The sequence below is a fragment of the Kitasatospora cineracea genome (assembly GCF_003751605.1).
GTDB classification, from domain to species: domain Bacteria; phylum Actinomycetota; class Actinomycetes; order Streptomycetales; family Streptomycetaceae; genus Kitasatospora; species Kitasatospora cineracea.
On sequence record NZ_RJVJ01000004.1, the window covers coordinates 1 to 17,108 of the forward strand.

Sequence of the window (17,108 nt, forward strand, 5' to 3'; positions counted from 1 at the left end):
CCACGGCACGAGATCGTGCGGGACCAGCCTCCACGCGCACCCGCTGACCAGGACGTACAACACCGTGTCCACGACCAGCCGACGCGGGAACTTCAACGGGCGGCCGCCCCGGCTCGGGTCCCGCACCGGCAGCAGCGGCTCGATCACCGCCCACTGGGCATCCGTCAACGACGAGTCGTACGAAGGCTTACAGGCACAGACGCACATGGCGGCGATCATCGCGGACACCCGACCACAACGATCACCGCCAACCCATCACACCAAGCAGCTGATCAGTTACCCAACACTTTCTGAGGCGGTACTCGTTCCCGTCGACGTTTCGAAGTTGGTGTCTGGCCGGTCTCCCTATCCGGTGGACGCTGGCTCTCCCGTCCGACATGATCCTCCGGTGTTCACACCGAGACGCATTGTCTGTGTCCTGACCGCCACGCTGTTCCTTGCGCCCCTGGTGGGTTGCACCAGCAACGCCCCGTCCACGGAGCCCTCCCCGCCTGCAGCACTTTCCCTGTCCGCGGCGCCTTCCGTGCCTGCCGCTTCCTTGACTCCGGCCATCTCTGTTGCAGAGGCCGGTGAGCAGCTGATGCATCGTCTCCTGGCCGGGCCGGTCGGCGCCCAGCATCCGGCCAGCGGGGTCCTGGACCTGGATGGTGCGGTGAACGCCGTACTCGGCAAGGGAACGCCGGCTGCGGAGGCGGAGCTGAGGGACCAGCTCAGCCAGCAGGGATTCGTCGTGGGAGCCGGCCTCTCGTGGACCGCTGCTGACGGGAGCCGGAGCAGCACCCTGCTGATGCGCTTTTCCGCCGAGACGGGAGCCGGGAACACCGCGGACCGCCTGGCCGGAGACTTGCGCAACGCCCATCCTGACACGGTCTTCACCGATCCAGGCGATCTGTCCACTGGTGCTGTCAGCGGCACCCCTGACGAGCATGGCAACGCGTGCGTCGTCCTGGTCGCCCCTCATGGCGACGCCGTCGTCCTCGTGAGCTACTTCGCCCCCACCCCCGACAAGGCGGCGGCCGTATCTCTGCTGCACCGTCAGCTCCAGGGCCTGCCCACCCCCGGACTGCCCTGGTAGGCCCACTTCGGACACCACGTCGGCTACAAGGAGTCGCCTCCGAAGAGACCGTGCACGACGCAGCAACGGACTCCCGTCAGGCATCAGAAGCTGTCGGGTTGTCTCGTCGGTGGAGGTGCTGGACGGCGTCGGACGTGGGTCTTGTTATCGGCCGGGGGTGTCGGCATCGGTGTCGGTGGCCCCTGGCTGGGGCTGTGGGGGGTACTTGCCGGGGGGGCGGGGGCTTGTTCAGGGTGTGTAGCGGACCAGGTCTGTGGTGTGGAGGCCGAAGCCGAACGGTTCCGGGATCGGGACGGTGTCGCCGAACTTGCCGCTCCACTGCTGTCGGTACGAGCCTTCGGAGGGCTCCGAGAAGAGGACGACCGTTCCTTCGCGGGGGTCGACCACCAGGTAGAGCGGGATCTTCATGAGCGGGTAGTCGCGGACCTTGCCGACCAGGTCGTTCTCGGGGTTCGAGACGGAGACGATCTCGACTGCGATCTCCGCGAGGTCGGCCGGGACCTCGTTCCCGCCGAGGTCCACGACCGACACTGGGATGTACGTCAGGTCCGGGTTGCGCAGTTTCCCGACGTTCGGTGAGGCGAGGTCGGTGTTCTCGCTGGGCATCAGGCCCTTGGGGCGGTGGGCGTCGAACTGCTCGCGGACGATGAGCAGGTTGCGTTGGTGGATCACCGACGGGCCCGCCATCATGATGATCTCGTCGCCCGACACCTCGATCTTCCAGCCTGCGGGCGGCGTCAGGCTCTGCGCGTACTCCAGCAGTTGCGCGTGGCGTTCGGGGATGCGGAACTCAGCCATGCCGTCATCCTCCCACCCTTCCCACCAGGGGCGTCGGTACCTGGTGGGAAGGGCGGGAGGGGAGGGGTGGGGGTCAGGCCGGGGTCTTCCAGGAGGGGCGGGGGTGGGGGTGCGGGGGGACCAGGCGGCTCTGGGGCGGGGGGCGGTGGGGGCGACGGGGTCGGGTGGGGGGTCAGGGTGGTGAGGAGGACGGCGGTGAGGACGGCGAGTTCGTCGGGGGTCGGGGAGCCGTGGAGGATGTGCAGGGCGGGGGTGTCGGGGGTGGTCATGCCGGCTGGTTCCCGTGCTTGCGGGTGGGGAGGTCGGCGTGCTTGTCGCGGAGCATGGCGAGGGCGCGGATCAGGACGGGGCGGGTCTCGGCGGGGTCGATGACGTCGTCGACGAGGCCGCGTTCGGCGGCGTAGTAGGGGTGCATGAGTTCGTTCTTGTACTCCTTGATCTTCTGGGCGCGCACGGCGTCGGGGTTCTCGGCGGCGTTGATGTCGCGGCGGAAGATGACGTTGGCGGCGCCCTCGGCGCCCATCACGGCGATCTCGTTGGTGGGCCAGGCGTAGGAGAGGTCGGCGCCGATGGAGCGGGAGTCCATCACGATGTAGGCGCCGCCGTAGGCCTTGCGCAGGATCAGCTGGATGCGGGGGACGGTGGCGTTGCAGTAGGCGTAGAGCAGCTTGGCGCCGTGGCGGATGATGCCCTCGTGTTCCTGGTCGACGCCGGGGAGGAAGCCGGGGACGTCGACCAGGGTGACGAGCGGGATGTTGAAGGCGTCGCACATCTGGACGAAGCGGGCGCCCTTCTCGCTGGCGTTGATGTCCAGGACGCCGGCCAGGTACTGCGGCTGGTTGGCGACGATGCCGACGACGTGGCCGTCGAGGCGGGCGAGGAGGCAGAGGAGGTTGCCGGCCCAGCCCGGTTGGACCTCGAGGTACTCGCCGTCGTCGACGATCTCCTCGATCACCTCGCGCATGTCGTAGGGGTGGTTGCCGTCGGCGGGCACCAGGTGGCGCAGCGGGTCGTTGCGGCGGTCCGCGGGGTCGTCGCCGGGGGTGGGGGGCGGCAGTTCGCGGTTGTTGGCGGGCAGGAAGGAGAGCAGGTAGCGGACGTCCTCGAGGCAGGTCTGCTCGTCGTCGTAGGCGAAGTGGGAGACGCCGGAGACGGCGGAGTGGACGTCGGCGCCGCCGAGGCCGTTCTGGGTGATCTTCTCGCCGGTGACGGCCTGGACGACGTCGGGGCCGGTGATGAACATCTGGGCGATGTCGCGGACCATGAAGACGAAGTCGGTGAGGGCCGGGGAGTAGGCGGCGCCGCCGGCGCAGGGGCCGAGCATGACGGAGATCTGGGGGATGACGCCGGAGGCCTTGGTGTTGCGCTGGAAGATGCCGCCGTAGCCGGCCAGGGCGGTGACGCCTTCTTGGATGCGGGCGCCGGCGCCGTCGTTGAGGGAGACGAGGGGGGCTCCGGCGGCGAGGGCCATGTCCATGATCTTGTGGATCTTCTGGGCGTGGGCTTCGCCGAGGGCGCCGCCGAAGATCCGGAAGTCGTGGGCGTAGACGAAGACGGTGCGGCCGTGGACGGTGCCCCAGCCGGTGATGACGCCGTCGGTGTAGGGCTTCTTGGACTCGAGGCCGAAGCCCTGGGCGCGGTGGCGGCGCAGGGCTTCCACTTCGGTGAAGGAGTCTTCGTCCAGGAGCAGGGCGATGCGTTCGCGGGCGGTGAGTTTGCCCTTGGCGCGTTGGGCTTCGGTGGCGGCGGGGGTGGGGCCGTCGTGGGCCTGTCGGCGCAGCGCTGCCAGTCGGGCGAGCCGGGTCTGGACGTCGTTCGCGGCCGGCGGGGTGCCGGGGTCGATCGCAACGGTGCAGACGGGCCTCTCCTGAAGCACGGTCATCTGGCTTCCCTCTCCTGGACAGCAGTCGCCTCCGGGCTCGGTGTGGGGTGGCCCGGCGGCAGCCATCCTGCCAGATTTACATACCTGCGTGAAGGTATTATTTTTTCCATGGTCGACGGCCGCCCTCCGCGCCCGGGCGGCGGGGCCCTCCCCGGCGGTCTGGACTGCGACGGGCCGGGTGCGCCATGATGACCCGTAAATATTCCTTCACGAAGGAATATTTACCCACACGAGAGGACGAGCACCATGAGCCTGGTGGCCTATCCGGATCACACCCTGCAGCGGCCCGCCTACCTGGTCTTCACCGACGTGGACGAGACCCTCATCACCCGCAAGAGCATGTTCGACTTCCTCCAGTTCCAGCTGACCAGGCGCTACGGGGACGAGGGCGAGGCCCGCTACCGGCTGGTCCTGGAGCGCCTGCGGGCCCAGGCCGCCGCGGGCAGTCCGCGGGAGGACGTCAACCGGGCGTACTACCGGCTGTACGCCGGCGAGGACGTCGCCGAGATGTCCGCGCTCGGGGAGCAGTGGTTCGCCGAGCGGTCCGCCGAACCGGACTTCTTCATCCCGTCCACGGTCTCGGCGCTGCTCCGGCACCGGGCCGCCGGGGCCGAACTGGCGCTGGTCTCCGGGTCGTTCGCCCCTTGCCTGGCTCCGATCGCCCGCCGGGTCGGCGCAGCGTACACCCTGGGCACCGAGGCGCTGGTGGAGGCCGGCCGGTACACCGGGGAGGTCCGGCGGCCGATGATCGGGGCCGCGAAGCGGGCGGCGGTGCTGGACCTGATCGCCGCGCACCGCGGGATCGAGGCCGCGGACTGCTTCGCGTTCGGCGACCACCTCTCCGACCTGCCGATGCTGGAGTGCGTCGGCCACCCGCGGGTGGTGGGCGGCGACCCGGAGCTGATCAGGCAGCTGGACCGGCGGCCCGCGACCGTCCCGGGCTGCGCGGTGGCCTGCTGGTCGATGGGTGCGGAGGCCTGCGACCACGAGTGCCTGTGACCGCGGCACCGGCCGACCGTGCGGCGGGGCCGGAACGGATCTCCGTTCCGGCCCCGCTGCACGGTCAGTTGACGCTGCGGATGATGTTCGGTTCGTCGTCGTGATCCTCTCCGTTCGGCCGGGGGGCGGGGGCGGCGGTCCTGGCGGTGTCGGTGACCATGTCCTCAGCCCGCCAGTGCCAGTTCCGGCACCGACTCGCGCACCGACTGCGGCCGGCGGGCGAAGGGGGTGGCGGCCCAGCGCACGAGCACCGAGCCCACCGACATGCCGCCGCCGAACCCCGACAGCAGGACCAGTTCGTCCTCGGCCAGCGCGCCCTGGCGGTGGATCAGGTCGAGGGTGACGGGTATCGACGCCGCCCCGGTGTTGCCCAGCCGCTCCATGGCCAGGTGGCAGGTGGCCGACTCCAGGCCGAGCTCGGGCCAGACCTCGGCCAGCATGACGCTGTTGGCCTGGTGCGGGACGAAGTGGTCCACCGTGCGGCCGGCCGTCCCGGCCTTGGCCAGCAGCCCCTTGATCGCCGCGGGCAGGTTGTCCTGCACGAAGCCGCGCACCCCGCGCCCGTCCATGTGGAAGAAGTGGCCGCCGTCGGCCAGGGTGCTCGCCGACGCCGGGCGCCGGCTGCCGCCCGCCGGGACGCTGATCAGTTCGTGCTGGTCGCCCCGGGTCAGCAGGCTGGTCGACAGCGTGCCCTGGCCGGCCGGGACCCGGCCGAGCACGGCCGCGCCGGCGCCGTCGCCGAAAAGGATCGCGGTCTTGCGGTCGGAGTAGTCCAGGATCCGCGAGTAGACGTCGGCGCCGATCACCAGGGCGTAGGAGCCCTCGGGCTCGCCGCGCAGCATCCGCTCGGCCGCGGTCAGCGCGAAGACGAAGCCGCTGCAGACCGCGTTGACGTCGAAGGCGGCGGCGTTGGTGGCGCCGATCAGGGACTGGACGATGCTGGCCGTGGCCGGCTGCGGGTGGTCGGGGGTCGAGGTGGCGACCACGACGAGCGAGATCCGCTCGGGGTCCAGGCCCGCCTCGGCGAGGGCGCTGCGCGCGGCGGCCGCCGCCAGGTCGGAGGTGGCCTCGTGCGGGGCGGCTCGTCGGCGCTGCCGGATCCCGGTCTTGCGTTCGATCCACTCGGCGGTCACTCCGGCGCCCCGGGCGATCTCCTCGTTGCCGATGACCTCGGCGGGGAGGTAGGAACCGGTGCTGATGATGCCGATGGCTTGCTGGCCGGACATGCGGTGCTCCGTTGGTGTGGGCCGGCCGGGGGCCGGCGTGGCTGATGGGGTTCCGGGGGGTCGGGGGGGTTCTCGGCAGGCGGTGTCGACCGTTTTCGTGCGGGGGCGGGTGGCGGGCTGCGGGGTCAGTCGACCGTGGTGAACTCCGCGAAGCTGGGCCCCTGGAGCTTGAGTTGGGCGTGGATGTCCCCGCCGAGGCCGAAGTGCCCGATCGCGCCGCCGTAGTTCTGCTGGTAGCTCATCCACAGGACGATCACGTTGATGACGCGGTTGGCGCCGGGCGTGCCGGCCGCCGGGAAGGGGTTGGGCAGGGTGGCCCGGTAGTGCGCCATGCCGTGCTGGTCGGTCATGAAGGCGTTGGGGACGCCCAGCGGGCCGGGGCGGGTGGGACCGTCCGGGTCCAGGTCGTGCTCGCGCAGCGACATCACGGTGTAGAGGCTGTCGGGGATCAGGCCGGTGAAGCCGAACGAGAAGGTCGCGCTGCGCCGGTCCGCGGAGAGGTCCACCTCCAGCTGCCCGCGGGCCTTGACCCACTGGGCGAGCCGGATCGGCTCGCGCACCCGCAGGCCGTCCTCGAACCGGGCGTCGGGGATGGGGGCCTGGTGCAGGGGGTAGCTCGGGCGCTCCACGGAGTGGGCGTCGGGGCGCTGCTCGGGGGCGAACAGCATGTTGTAGTTGTTGCAGGGCAGCGGCAGCGGCAGGGTGTACAGCGGCGTCGCCGCCTCCTGCGGGGGGAGCGCGTCCGGCAGCTCGCGGACGATCGTGTAGGGCAGGTGCCGGCCGAACTCCGGCAGCGGGCTGTCGGCGGAGACCACGGCGCTCCCCCAGGCGGAGACGGTGCCGCCGTCCGGGGCGGGCCGGTTGATCCGGCCGATGACGACGAAGTCGCCGTTCTCGTCCATGATCTCGCTGGGCGGGTAGAGCGGGCCCTGGGTGGTGACGCTGAGGTCGTAGGTGCGGTTGGTGGTCTCTGCCGTGCGGATCGGCTCGGCGGTCGTGATGGTCATGGCGGTGGTCCTTCGGAAGGGTCCTTCACCGGGTCTTGGCGGCCACGGGACGCGGACGGTGCGGGGTTGGGGGGAGGAGGGAGAGGGCCGGCCTCGTCCGCGTCCCGTGGGAGGGGGTGCGGGAGGGGCGGTGCTCAGGCGGGGGTGACGCGGGCGTACAGGCGGGTGTAGAGGCCGCGGTCGCCGCCGGTGATGTAGGAGTCGCCGGCCTGGCGGACGATCTCCTGGTAGCGCGGGGAGGTGAAGACGGCGGTGTAGTCCTCCGGGGCGCAGGAGAAGCCGGAGACGAACATGACGCCGGGCTCGCTGCTCAGCACCGAGTGGTACGCCTCGAAGTAGTCGACCTCGGGGGCGTTGCGCACGACGTCGAAGATGGTCTCCTCGCGCCAGGCCCGGTAGGCGCGGTAGGCGGTCGGCGGGACCTCGACGTGGCGCATCTGGACGTAGGGGGTGTTCGGGAGCGGGTCGGCGCTGGGCTTGGGGGCCTCGACGAAGTGCAGCAGCTGGCGGCTGAAGTCGCTCTCGGCCATCGGGCCGACCGCGTCCCACAGCACGCGCCAGTCCTTGCGCAGCTCCTCGATCCGGTCGTAGTCGGCGAGCGGGGCCAGTTCGAGCAGGGTGGAGTCCTCCAGGCCGCGGTAGAGGATGCGGCCCTCGATGCCGGAGGCGGCGTGGTGGGCGAGCCAGGCGGTGACGGCGGCGTCGACCTGGTCGGGCTTGACGGAGAGCTCGGTGACGGTGATCAGGGCGCTGGACATGGTGGTCTCCTCAGGGGTTTCGGTGGGGGTGGTGCCGGAAGGGGGTGGTGCGGGGCGGTGCCTAGGCGGCGACGAGCACGCGGGCGGGTGCGGACACCGTGTGGTCCACGGCGAAGCGGGCGCGCTTGGTCTCCTTGGACTCGATCAGGGCGGGTTCGAAGGCGGTGTAGGTGACGGTGGTCAGCGCGGCGCGTCGGCCGGCCTGGTGGACGCTGATGTCGGCGGCGAAGGAGAGCCGCTCGGGGTCGTCGGTCTCGGCCCGGAGGGTGAGGAACTCGACGGTGGCGTCGAGCGGGAAGAGGAAGTTCTCGAAGGCCGTGTTCATCGAGTCGATGACGTAGTAGTAGGAGCGGTCCGGGTAGCGGTTGGCGTAGTACCGCTCGCTGACCGCCAGGAACATCTGGCGGGCGGCCTCGACGGCGACCATGCCCTGGACGTGCTGGCCGGTCTGGTGGTCCAGCAGCAGCTCGTTGTCGGCGTGCAGCCGCAGGTCGGCGACGAACCGGCCCGCCTGCTCCTGGCGCAGGTCGGCTATCAGGGTGTTCTGGCTCTGGTGCTTGTGCACCTCCTGCCGGGGGGACAGCGCCGGGTGCGGGAAGTGGAACTCCAGCGACTCCTGCAGGCCGTGGCGGGCCGCCGTCTCCCGCAGCGCCGCCCACTCGGGGGCGGTGACGCCCTGGCCGGCCCGGACCAGCGTGTGCTCGCCGCCGGCCCGGACCGCGCCGAGCAGGGGGAGCTGCTCGCGGAACTGGGAGACGGTGAACACCCCCTCGTGGACGGCGAATCCGGCGAAGCGGTCGCCGACGAGCAGGACGGTGCGGGACTGGGCCGACATGGTCTCTCCTTTGGGATGGCGGGCTCGGGCTGGGCAGGGGATCGGTACGGGGTGGCGGGCCGGGCCGGCGCGGTGCCGATCCCGCCGGTACGTGGGGCGGGAAGGGGGTCAACCGGCAGTGGGGAGCGCGGAGTTGGTGCGTTCCGTCCGGGCTGCGCCGTCCTGCTGGAAGAACGTTAGGACGGATCCCCCACCCGGCGCAACCATCTAGTTGGTTTTTCTTGAACCATCCAGTTGGTTTTCCCATCGGCTAGCCTTCCCCCATGACAGTGAGCGCCAAAGTCCAAGACACCCGCGACCGGCTGCTGGAGGCCGCCCAGGAGGAGTTCTCCGAGTTCGGCCTCGCCGGGGCCCGGGTGGACCGGATCGCCGAGCGGTCCGGGGTCAACAAGCAGCGGATCTACGCCCACTTCGGCAACAAGGAGGCGCTGTTCGGCGCCGTCCTGGGGCGGGTGTACGAGCACATGGGGAAGGAGGTCCCGATCCCCACCACCGAGGAGGGGCTGCGCAACTACGTCGGCGAGGTGTTCGACTACCACCGCCGCTCCGGCGACCTGGTCCGGCTGCTCGCCTGGGAGGGCCTGCTCTACCGCGACAAGCCCATCCCGAACGAGAAGGAGCGCGAGGAGTACTACACCTACAAGACCGCCGCCCTCTCGGTCGCGCTGGGGATCGACGACCCGACGGCCGCCGCCCGGGTGCTGATCGCCCTGATCGGCCTGGCGTCCTGGGTGTTCATCGTGCCGCAGCAGCGCCGGCTGATGCTCGGCCCGGACCACGACTCGGAGGCGAGCTGGGCGCTGCTGCGCGCCAACGTCACCGCCAGCGGCCACACCGTCATCGACCTCGCCCTGCGCGGGATGGCCTGACGGCCCGTCAACCCGCCCACGCCGCACCCGAAGCCGCCCGGCGCACGCGCATCCCCGATGCGCGCGCCGGGCGGCTTCTTCGTGCGGGGCTGCCCCGCCCGCTGAAAACCAACTAGATGGTTGCACCCGGTGCGGATCTCGGATAGCGTCGTCGTCATCGAGCCGCTCACGTCCCGATCGGGACGAACCCCCTTTGCCACAGGGCGAGTTGCGGCCTGTCCGAAACTCTCCCCAAGGATGCAGCGATGACGTCTGACCGCCCCGCAGAGAACTCCCCGGTCGTCCTGGTCAGCGGTGCGACCGGCGGCATCGGCGGCGCCGTGGTCCAGGAGCTCGCCCGGACCGGGGCCACCGTGGTCCTGCTCGGCCGGGACGCGGAGCGCCTGGAGCTCGCCCGCAAGGCCGTCACCGCGCGGATCCCCGGCCCCTACCGGCTGGTCACGCGGGTGGTGGACATCAACCGCGCCGACTCGGTCGACCGGGCGGTGGGCGAGCTCGCCGCCGAGCTGGGCCGGATCGACGCCCTGGTGCACGCCGCCGGCGACGGCCCGGTCGCCCCGCTGGCCGAGGCCACCGACGAGCTGTGGCAGACCACCTTCAACAGCAAGCTGATGGGCGCCGTCCGCCTCACCCGGGCGGTCGCCTCCCCCATGGCGGCCCGGGGCCACGGCCGGATCGTCCTGGTCGGCGGCGCCTTCCGCAGCACCCCCGACCCGCTCTTCCCGGTCAACAGCACCGTCAACGCCGGCCTCGCCGCCTTCGCCAAGGCCGTCTCCGCCGACCTGGGCCGCCGCGGCATCCGGGTCAACGTGGTGGACCCGGGCGCGGTCGACACCGAGCTGTGGGCCCAGACCGCCGAGGACCTGGCCACCCGGCTGGGCACCACCCCCGAGCAGGTCACCGGCCAGGTGGTCGCCCAGACCCCGCTCGGCGCACTGACCCGCCCCGGGGACGTCGCCCAGCTGGTGGCCTTCCTGCTCTCCCCCGCGGCCTCCCGCATCACCGGCACCGCGGTCACCGTCGACGGCGGCGCCTGCCGCGCCCTGTGACCCGCGCGACCCGCCGCCGCCTCCGCCTCTGCCCGTCAACCCGTCCGAACCCGCCCGAAGGAGCCCCGCCATGCCGATCCTGACCGTGACCACCTGGCCCAACCAGACCGACGAGAAGTGCCTCGAGCTGATCGAGGAACTGACCGCCACGGTCAACCGGGTCACCGGCGCCCCGTTCGACAAGATCACCGTCTACATCCAGGAGATCGCGCAGAACCGCTGGGGCGAGGGCGGGGTGCTGGGCACCGACCCGCAGTTCGCCGAGCTCAGCCGCCGCCGCACCGGTCCGGCCGCCCCGGCCGGCGCCCGCGCGTAGCACCGCGCCTCCCCCCTTCTTCCGCCCCGCCCCAAGGAGTGTTCCGATGGCCCTGACCATCTCGCGGAATGCGCCGGCCTCCGCCCGCGCCGAGTCCGCCCCGCCGGAGAACGAACGCCGCACCTCACCGAACATCGTGCTGGCGGCCGCCCTGCTGAGCTTCTTCGTCATCTCGCTGGACGGCTCGGTCGTCAACGTCGCCCTGCCGGCCATCGCGCACAGCCTGCGCGGCGGCATGACCTCCCTGCAGTGGGTGGTGGACGGCTACACCCTGATGTTCGCGGCCCTGATGCTGTCGGCCGGCGCCCTGTCGGACCGGATCGGCGCCAACCGGGCCTACGCGGTCGGGCTCGGCGCCTTCACCCTGGCCTCGGCGGCCTGCGGGCTCGCCCCCGGCCTCGGCGCCCTGATCGGCGCCCGGATGGTGCAGGGCGCGGCGGCGGCCATCATGGTCCCGACCTCGCTGGCACTGATCCGCCAGACGTACACCGACCCGGGCAAGCGGGCCCGGGCGGTGGCCATCTGGACGGCGGCGGGCGCGGTCGCGGTGGCGATCGGCCCGGTGGTCGGCGGCGCGCTGACCACGGCGCTGAACTGGCAGTCGATCTTCTTCCTCAACCTCCCGGTGGGCGCGGTCGGCCTGGCCCTGCTCGCCCGCATCCCGCGCTCCCCGCGCCGGGCCGCACCGCTCGACCTGTTCGGGCAGCTGTCCGTGGTGGTCGGCCTGGCGAGCCTGACCTACGCCGTGATCGAGGGCGGCCGCCGCGGGTTCGGCTCGACCGAGATCGTGGGCACCCTGGTCGTGGCCGCCGCGGCCCTGGCGCTGTTCCTGGTCGTCCAGGCCCGCCGGTCGCAGCCGATGGTCCCGCTGGGGCTCTTCCGCTCCCGGACGGTGGTGGTGTGCATCGCGGCCGGGTTCGCGCTCAACGCGGTGTTCTACGGCGTGATCTTCCTGTTCGGCCTGTACTTCCAGCAGGTGCGGGGCGCGTCCGCGGTCGGCGCCGGGGCGATGTTCGTGCCGATGTGCGGCCTGATCGCCGTGGTGAACATGGCCAGCGTGAAGCTCTCGGCCCGCACCGGGCCCCGGGTGCCGATGGTGCTCGGCCAGCTGATCATGGGGGCCGGCGCGCTGGTGCTGCTGGCCGTCGGCCCGCACACCCCGATGCTCGTCCCGGTCCTGCTGCTGGTCCCGGTGGGCATCGGCGGCGGCCTGGCGGTGCCCTCGCTGACCGCCGTCCTGCTGGAGAGCGTCGCCGCGGAGTGGGCGGGCACGGCCGCCGCCGTCCTCAACACCTGCCGGCAGGTCGGCGGCTGCCTGGCGATCGCGGTCTTCGGCGCGCTGATCGCCGAGCGGGCCTCCTTCCAGCACGGTCTGACGGTCAGCCTGATCGCCTCCGGCGCGATGCTCGCGGCGACGGCCACCGCGACCCTGCTGCTGCTGCCGAAGCTCGCCCACAAGAACGGCGGCTGAGGCTCCCTCCCGGCCCCCCGGGGCCGGCCGAGGGCCGCTCGAGGGCCTCTTCCCCGCCCGGCGCCCCGCATCCGCGATGCGGGGCGCCGGGGGCTGTCCCCGGCCCCCCTGGGGCTTCCCCCGACCCCCTTCGATGTGACGCCGGTCACAGCACAATAATACCTTCGTGAAGGTATTATTGCTTCGTGAAGCGATGGAGGATCAGCAGATGACCGCGCTCGCCCTGCGGGAGAAGGTCCGCGCCTACAACCGGCGCGCCGAACTCGCCCGGAGCCGGCCCCGTCCGGCCCGGGAGACCGGCCCGGACGAGGCACCCCCGCCCCACTCGGGGGGCCGGCCCGCCGACCGGGGCGAGCAGCCCGGTCCGAAGCTCCCTGCACCGCCGCACACCCGGTAGCCCCGCCCCCCACGGCGGGACACCCGCGGCAGGCCCGGCAGTCCGCCCCCCACGGCGGACGCCGCGGCCGCCCCCGCACCGACCACGCCCATGCCGTCCGCTTCGAAGGGCCACCACCTTGTCTGCGTCCGTATCCGCCTCCGCCTCCCCGCCCCGCGCCGAGACCTTCTCCGTCACCGAGGTCGAGCGCATCAGCGGACTGTCGACCGACGACCTGCTCTGGTACGAGGAGCTGGGCCTGATCGACTCCGTCTCGCGCGAACCGGGCGGGCAGCGCATCTACTCCGCCTCCAACCTCCGCTGGCTGGAGTTCCTCAACCGGCTGCGCTCCACCGGCATGCCGGTGGAGGAGATGGGCCGCTACGTCGAACTGGCCCAGGAGGGGGAGCACACGGTCGCCGAGCGCCGTGACCTGCTGGCCGTCCACCGCCGCCGGGTGGCCGCCCACGTGGAGGAGCTCACCGCCACCGTCCACTACCTGGACTGGCAGATCGACTTCTACGACAAGAAGAGGACCGCGCTGAGCGGCGGCTCGCCCGGGTCGGCCTGACCCGGCGCCGGAGGGCGGCGCGCCGAAGGGCCGCCCTCCGGTGCGGTCGGGCCCGGGCGCACCCCGGGGGTCCGACCGCACCGGGGGACGGCCCCCGGGCGCCTTGGCCGGCCCGCTAGCCGGCCTCGGGGCCCAGCACCGCGGCCGCGTAGGCGTCGGCGGCCGGCTGCGGGCGCAGCGCTCCGTGCGAGGCCACGGTGCGCACGTCGCGCCACAGCCGCTGCAGTTCGCCGGCCTCCGGGCCGGTGTCCGGGCCGCCGGTGCGCACCAGCCGTCCCACCGCGGTGACCAGCAGGTCGACCGTGGCGACGGCGTCGCGCCGGTTGCGGGCGACCAGGTGCTCGGTGACCGGGTCGGTGTCGGCCCGGCGGGCGGCGTCGGCCAGCAGCAGGCGGGCCGCGTCGGCCTCGGCCGAGGAGCGGGCCAGGGTCAGGTGCACGGCGCCGGCCTCGCGGTGCGGTGCGGCCCCGGCCCACTGCGACCACAGCCGCAGGGCGCGGCGGGCCGCGCCGAGCGCGGGGGCGGCGAGCAGCAGGCCGCCGGCCAGCTGGGCGGGGGCCGCGTGGCAGCGGGCGGCGGCGTCGCGCCGTCCGGCCAGCATGTCCGCGAGCAGGAAGGAGCGGTGCGGTGGGACCAGGACGGAGTCGGCCAGGACGCTGTTGCTCCCGGTGCCGCGCAGCCCGTCGGCGTCCCAGGTCTGCCGGGTGGCGAAGTCGCCGGCCGGGAGTGCGAGGACCCGGGCCCGCGGGCCGGAGCCGGACGGTTCCCAGGCGGCCAGCAGGACCCAGTCGGCGAAGTCCACGCCGCTGGCGTAGCGCCACTGCCCGCTCAGCCGCCAGCCCCCGGCCGGGAGCGGTTCGGCGGTGCCGGCCGGGGGCGAGATCGCCGCGGCGATCCGGACGTCGGGCGTCGCGCCCCACAGCTCCTGCTGCCCCCGGGCGGGGAGGAAGGCCGCGAACCGGCCGTGGGCGGCCAGCAGGGCCGCGCACCAGGCCGCGGAGGGGCAGCCGTCCTCGGCCAGGGCGGCGGCCCGGTGGACCAGGTCGGCGAAGCCTCCTTCGGTGCCGCCCCAGCGCCGGGGCACGAAGTGCCGGGCGAACCCGGCGGCGACCAGGGCGTCGAAGGTGTGCCCGGCCAGGCGGCGCTCCTGGTCGGCGCGGTCGGCGTCCCGGGCGGCGATCGTCGCGGCGCGCGCGGCGGCGTCGCCCAGCGTGGCGGTGTCGCCCAGCGTGGCGGCGCCGTCGAATGCGGCGGTCGCGGCAGTGTCGTCGAGCAGTGCACGGGGCATTCTATAATTCCTTCACGAAGGTATCTTTAGTGGAGGCTTCCACCACGACGTCGAACCAGGAGAATCCGGGATGAACGGGACGAACAAGAAGCAGGCGCGATCGCAGCGGACCTACCAGCTGGCGCTGGAGTCGGCCGCCGTCGAATTCGCCCGCTACGGCTTCGCGGACGCCAGCCTGCTGCGGATGGCCGACCGGATGAACCTCACCAAGGGCGCGCTCTACGGCCACTTCCGGTCCAAGGAGGAGATCGCCTCGTCACTGGTGGCCCTGCTGGACGGCGTCCTGGAGAACCTGGCCGCCCGGTCGGCCCCGGCCGGCGGCGTCCGGGAACTGCGCCTGCTCAGCGGGTCGGTGGCGGACGCGATCGAGTCGGACGTGCGGATCAGCGCGGCGCTGCGGCTGGCCTTCGACGGGGCGCAGCGCAGCGAGGACACGCCCGAGTTCCTCACCTCGCTGCGCCGGCACGCGCTGGAGCTGCTGAGCGCCTCGGAGGAACCGGACGAGCGCACCCGGGTGCTGGCCGACCTGCTCATCGTCGTGCTGGTCGGCGCCTACTACACCGCGCCCGCCCCCGAACGGGCCGGGATGTCAGCACGCGTTCAGGACATGTGGGACCTGCTGGCGCCCGCCCCGCAGCTCCCGGTGGACGGATAGGCCCGGCGCCGCGGGCAGCGACCAGTGGGTGGTGGACGTGGCCAGGGTGCAGTCGCCCTGGACCGCGTCGATCCCGAAGCGGCGGACCCCGGACCGGGCCGGGTCCGGGCGGTCCTCCCGGACCACCAGCCGGATCGGGCGGTCGAGTTCGCCGAACGCGAGGCAGGCGGTGGTGAGCGAGAGCAGCCGGGGCGGCGCGGCGGCGTCCGCCCCGGCGGCGAGGTCGGCGACCGCCTCCCACGCCGCGCGGCCCCGGCCGGAAGCGTCCAGCGCCAGGTGGTGGCCCAGCTGGCGGAAGCCCTCGAGCAGGGCCATCAGCGGCGCGTGGTCGCTGGGGTGGTCGAAGAGGATGGCGTGGTCCAGGTCGAGCTCCAGCCCCCACTCCCCCGCGCCCGCGCCGCGGGCGAGCACGCTGTCCTTGGCGCGCAGGCGGCCCACCGCGGCGGGCGGCATCCGGTGCGCCCCGTACCCGTCCGGGGGCAGCAGCGCACGGCTCAGGGCGGCGCCCATCGCGTCGCTGCGCCCGCGCAGCAGGCCGTAGCGGCGCTCGTCCACGGCGACCACCCGCAGGCTGCCGCGGCCGCACGGCCGCCCGTCGACGGTCAGCACCGCCTCGATCCGCATGCCGTACCGCTTGGGCGTCCGGGTGCCCTCGGAGGCCCAGCGGGTCTCCAGCACGACGGGCACCGGGGCGGCGCCGACCCGCAGGGCCTCCGGGTCGGTGATCTCGAAGTCCATGTCGCCGCCGATGAAGCGGTGCGACAGCGGAACGCCGTGGAACTCGTGCGCCAGGTAGACCAGCGTCTGGCGGATCGTCTCGGCGAACAGCATCGGGTCGCTCACCCCGGACCGGTCCGGGTGGTACAGCGCGTGGTCGCGGGGCCACTGGGCGGCGACCAGGAAGCGGTCCTCGCCGACCTGGACCGCGTCGGTGAGGAACACCTCGGCCACGGCGGCCCGGTGCACCATCTCCCGGGGGATCGGCTGCCGGAAGCTGAGGGACGGCGCGGGAGCGGCGGGCCGCGGCAGCGCCGTTCTGTCGGCGGTCCGGTGAGGTTCAGGGATGGTGAGCGCGGCAGACTGGTGCATGTACATTCCCCCTCGACAGACCACTGGTATGTCTGGCAGTCGGCAGCACGCGGCCGACGCAGAACAAATATACCTACGAGAAGGTATATTTCAAGGGAACGCACCCCCCGGCGCCCCCCACGGGCCGGACGAGAACAGAGGAACGCCATGGCATCCGCGATCGGTGAACGAGCCCGCGCAGTCAACCCCGCCACCGAGCGCGGCCGGGGCCGGGGCGGCCTCAAGCAGGAGCGCGCCCTGCGCACCCGGGCCCAGGTCCTCGGCGCTGCCGCCCAGGCCTTCGCGGACAAGGGCTTCCCGGCCGTCACCATGCTCGACGTCGCCGAACTCACCGGGATGACCAAGGGCGCGGTCTACTTCCACTACCCCAACAAGGAAGCCCTCGCCCTCGCGGTGACCGAGGAGTTCTACCACCGGATCGCCCGGCTCGGCGACGAGGTCCTCGGGCTCGAACTCTCCCCGCTCGACGCGGTCACCGAGCTGATGACCCGCACCGCGGTCGCCTTCCGCGACGACCTCGTCGTCCAGGCCGGGGCCCGCCTGCAGATCGAGAGCACCCTGATCGCCACCGACCTGCCCCGGCCCTACGTCGGCTACACCGAACTGGTCACCACCTGGCTCGCCCAGGCAGCGGAGATCGGCGAACTGCCCGCCACCGCCAGGCCCGAGGCGATCGCCCGGGTGCTCATCTCCGCCTTCTTCGGCGCCCAGCACATCTCCTGGGTCCTGGACAACCGGTCCGACATCGCCGAACGGGTCCAGGAGATCCTCACCACCGTCCTGCCGACCGGGAGGTCCGCGGCCTGACGGAGCGGATGGATCCGGCCGGGCGGGAAGGCCGGGC

General features: G+C 72.7%; 20 protein-coding genes. 10 read left to right on the forward strand and 10 right to left on the reverse strand.

Features of this window, described 5'->3' with window-relative positions; all coding sequences use genetic code 11:
* A partial coding sequence (locus EDD39_RS37545) for a transposase (RefSeq protein ID WP_208765782.1) occupies positions 1-219 on the reverse strand: 219 nt, incomplete at its 3' end.
* Between the two features lie 361 nt (positions 220-580).
* Here EDD39_RS37545 and EDD39_RS37550 point away from each other — a divergent pair.
* On the forward strand, positions 581-1,075 hold the full coding sequence (locus EDD39_RS37550) for a DUF7373 family lipoprotein (RefSeq protein ID WP_123564118.1): 495 nt from the start codon (positions 581-583) through the stop codon (positions 1,073-1,075).
* Positions 1,076-1,303: 228 nt separating this feature from the next.
* On the opposite strand, the gene EDD39_RS37555 is transcribed toward EDD39_RS37550, so the two are convergent.
* The 3 genes from EDD39_RS37555 to EDD39_RS37565 are packed head-to-tail and all read right to left on the reverse strand — an operon-like array spanning position 1,304 to position 3,755.
* Positions 1,304-1,873 carry a Uma2 family endonuclease gene (locus tag EDD39_RS37555; RefSeq protein ID WP_123564119.1) on the reverse strand — a complete coding sequence of 190 codons (570 nt, stop codon included), beginning with the start codon at positions 1,871-1,873 and terminating at the stop codon, positions 1,304-1,306.
* The gene (locus tag EDD39_RS42855; protein ID WP_123564120.1) at positions 1,813-2,142 is read right to left on the reverse strand and encodes an acyl-CoA carboxylase epsilon subunit; all 330 of its coding nucleotides are present in this window, start codon (positions 2,140-2,142) and stop codon (positions 1,813-1,815) included. The genes EDD39_RS37555 and EDD39_RS42855 overlap by 61 nt, the downstream gene beginning before the upstream one ends.
* Positions 2,139-3,755 carry an acyl-CoA carboxylase subunit beta gene (locus EDD39_RS37565; RefSeq protein ID WP_123564121.1) on the reverse strand — a complete coding sequence of 539 codons (1,617 nt, stop codon included), beginning with the start codon at positions 3,753-3,755 and terminating at the stop codon, positions 2,139-2,141. The genes EDD39_RS42855 and EDD39_RS37565 overlap by 4 nt, the downstream gene beginning before the upstream one ends.
* Before the next feature lie 255 nt (positions 3,756-4,010).
* Between EDD39_RS37565 and EDD39_RS37570 the strand changes: the two genes are divergently transcribed.
* On the forward strand, positions 4,011-4,754 hold the full coding sequence (locus EDD39_RS37570; RefSeq protein ID WP_425269815.1) for an HAD family hydrolase: 744 nt from the start codon (positions 4,011-4,013) through the stop codon (positions 4,752-4,754).
* Between the two features lie 164 nt (positions 4,755-4,918).
* On the opposite strand, the gene EDD39_RS37575 is transcribed toward EDD39_RS37570, so the two are convergent.
* From EDD39_RS37575 to EDD39_RS37590, 4 genes are all read right to left on the reverse strand, one after another.
* Complete coding sequence (locus EDD39_RS37575; protein ID WP_123564123.1) at positions 4,919-5,980, reverse strand: 3-oxoacyl-ACP synthase III family protein; 1,062 nt, start codon at positions 5,978-5,980, stop codon at positions 4,919-4,921.
* A 125-nt stretch (positions 5,981-6,105) separates the two neighbouring features.
* Positions 6,106-6,987, reverse strand: a complete 882-nt coding sequence (locus EDD39_RS37580; RefSeq protein WP_123564124.1) for a hypothetical protein — start codon at positions 6,985-6,987, stop codon at positions 6,106-6,108.
* A 134-nt stretch (positions 6,988-7,121) separates the two neighbouring features.
* Positions 7,122-7,745 carry a hypothetical protein gene (locus EDD39_RS37585; RefSeq protein WP_030461750.1) on the reverse strand — a complete coding sequence of 208 codons (624 nt, stop codon included), beginning with the start codon at positions 7,743-7,745 and terminating at the stop codon, positions 7,122-7,124.
* Positions 7,746-7,806: 61 nt separating this feature from the next.
* A complete protein-coding gene (locus EDD39_RS37590) occupies positions 7,807-8,580 on the reverse strand; it encodes an AfsA-related hotdog domain-containing protein (protein ID WP_123564125.1) in 774 nt (257 codons plus the stop codon).
* Between the two features lie 263 nt (positions 8,581-8,843).
* On the opposite strand from EDD39_RS37590, the gene EDD39_RS37595 reads away from it, so the two are divergent.
* From EDD39_RS37595 to EDD39_RS37620, 6 genes are all read left to right on the forward strand, one after another.
* Positions 8,844-9,449, forward strand: a complete 606-nt coding sequence (locus EDD39_RS37595; RefSeq protein ID WP_030461748.1) for a TetR/AcrR family transcriptional regulator — start codon at positions 8,844-8,846, stop codon at positions 9,447-9,449.
* A gap of 245 nt (positions 9,450-9,694) precedes the next feature.
* On the forward strand, positions 9,695-10,498 hold the full coding sequence (locus EDD39_RS37600; RefSeq protein ID WP_030461747.1) for an SDR family oxidoreductase: 804 nt from the start codon (positions 9,695-9,697) through the stop codon (positions 10,496-10,498).
* A gap of 70 nt (positions 10,499-10,568) precedes the next feature.
* Complete coding sequence (locus EDD39_RS37605; RefSeq protein WP_123564126.1) at positions 10,569-10,814, forward strand: tautomerase family protein; 246 nt, start codon at positions 10,569-10,571, stop codon at positions 10,812-10,814.
* Positions 10,815-10,860: 46 nt separating this feature from the next.
* Positions 10,861-12,285, forward strand: coding sequence for an MFS transporter (locus EDD39_RS37610; protein WP_123564127.1), 1,425 nt, complete (start codon positions 10,861-10,863; stop codon positions 12,283-12,285).
* Between the two features lie 208 nt (positions 12,286-12,493).
* Positions 12,494-12,682, forward strand: a complete 189-nt coding sequence (locus tag EDD39_RS37615; RefSeq protein WP_030461745.1) for a hypothetical protein — start codon at positions 12,494-12,496, stop codon at positions 12,680-12,682.
* A 118-nt stretch (positions 12,683-12,800) separates the two neighbouring features.
* Positions 12,801-13,232 carry a MerR family transcriptional regulator gene (locus EDD39_RS37620; protein ID WP_123564128.1) on the forward strand — a complete coding sequence of 144 codons (432 nt, stop codon included), beginning with the start codon at positions 12,801-12,803 and terminating at the stop codon, positions 13,230-13,232.
* A 115-nt stretch (positions 13,233-13,347) separates the two neighbouring features.
* Here EDD39_RS37620 and EDD39_RS37625 read toward each other — a convergent pair whose 3' ends face one another.
* The gene (locus EDD39_RS37625; RefSeq protein WP_123564129.1) at positions 13,348-14,520 is read right to left on the reverse strand and encodes an acyl-CoA dehydrogenase family protein; all 1,173 of its coding nucleotides are present in this window, start codon (positions 14,518-14,520) and stop codon (positions 13,348-13,350) included.
* A 70-nt stretch (positions 14,521-14,590) separates the two neighbouring features.
* Here EDD39_RS37625 and EDD39_RS37630 point away from each other — a divergent pair, with 70 nt between their 5' ends.
* Positions 14,591-15,175, forward strand: coding sequence for a TetR/AcrR family transcriptional regulator (locus EDD39_RS37630; RefSeq protein WP_123564130.1), 585 nt, complete (start codon positions 14,591-14,593; stop codon positions 15,173-15,175).
* Here the strand turns inward: EDD39_RS37630 and EDD39_RS37635 are convergent.
* On the reverse strand, positions 15,110-16,264 hold the full coding sequence (locus EDD39_RS37635) for a ScbA/BarX family gamma-butyrolactone biosynthesis protein (protein WP_279638475.1): 1,155 nt from the start codon (positions 16,262-16,264) through the stop codon (positions 15,110-15,112). The genes EDD39_RS37630 and EDD39_RS37635 overlap by 66 nt on opposite strands.
* 147 nt (positions 16,265-16,411) lie before the next feature.
* On the opposite strand from EDD39_RS37635, the gene EDD39_RS37640 reads away from it, so the two are divergent.
* Entirely contained in the window at positions 16,412-17,071 is a 660-nt protein-coding gene (locus EDD39_RS37640) for a ScbR family autoregulator-binding transcription factor (protein ID WP_123564131.1), read from the forward strand.
* Positions 17,072-17,108: the final 37 nt, after the last annotated feature.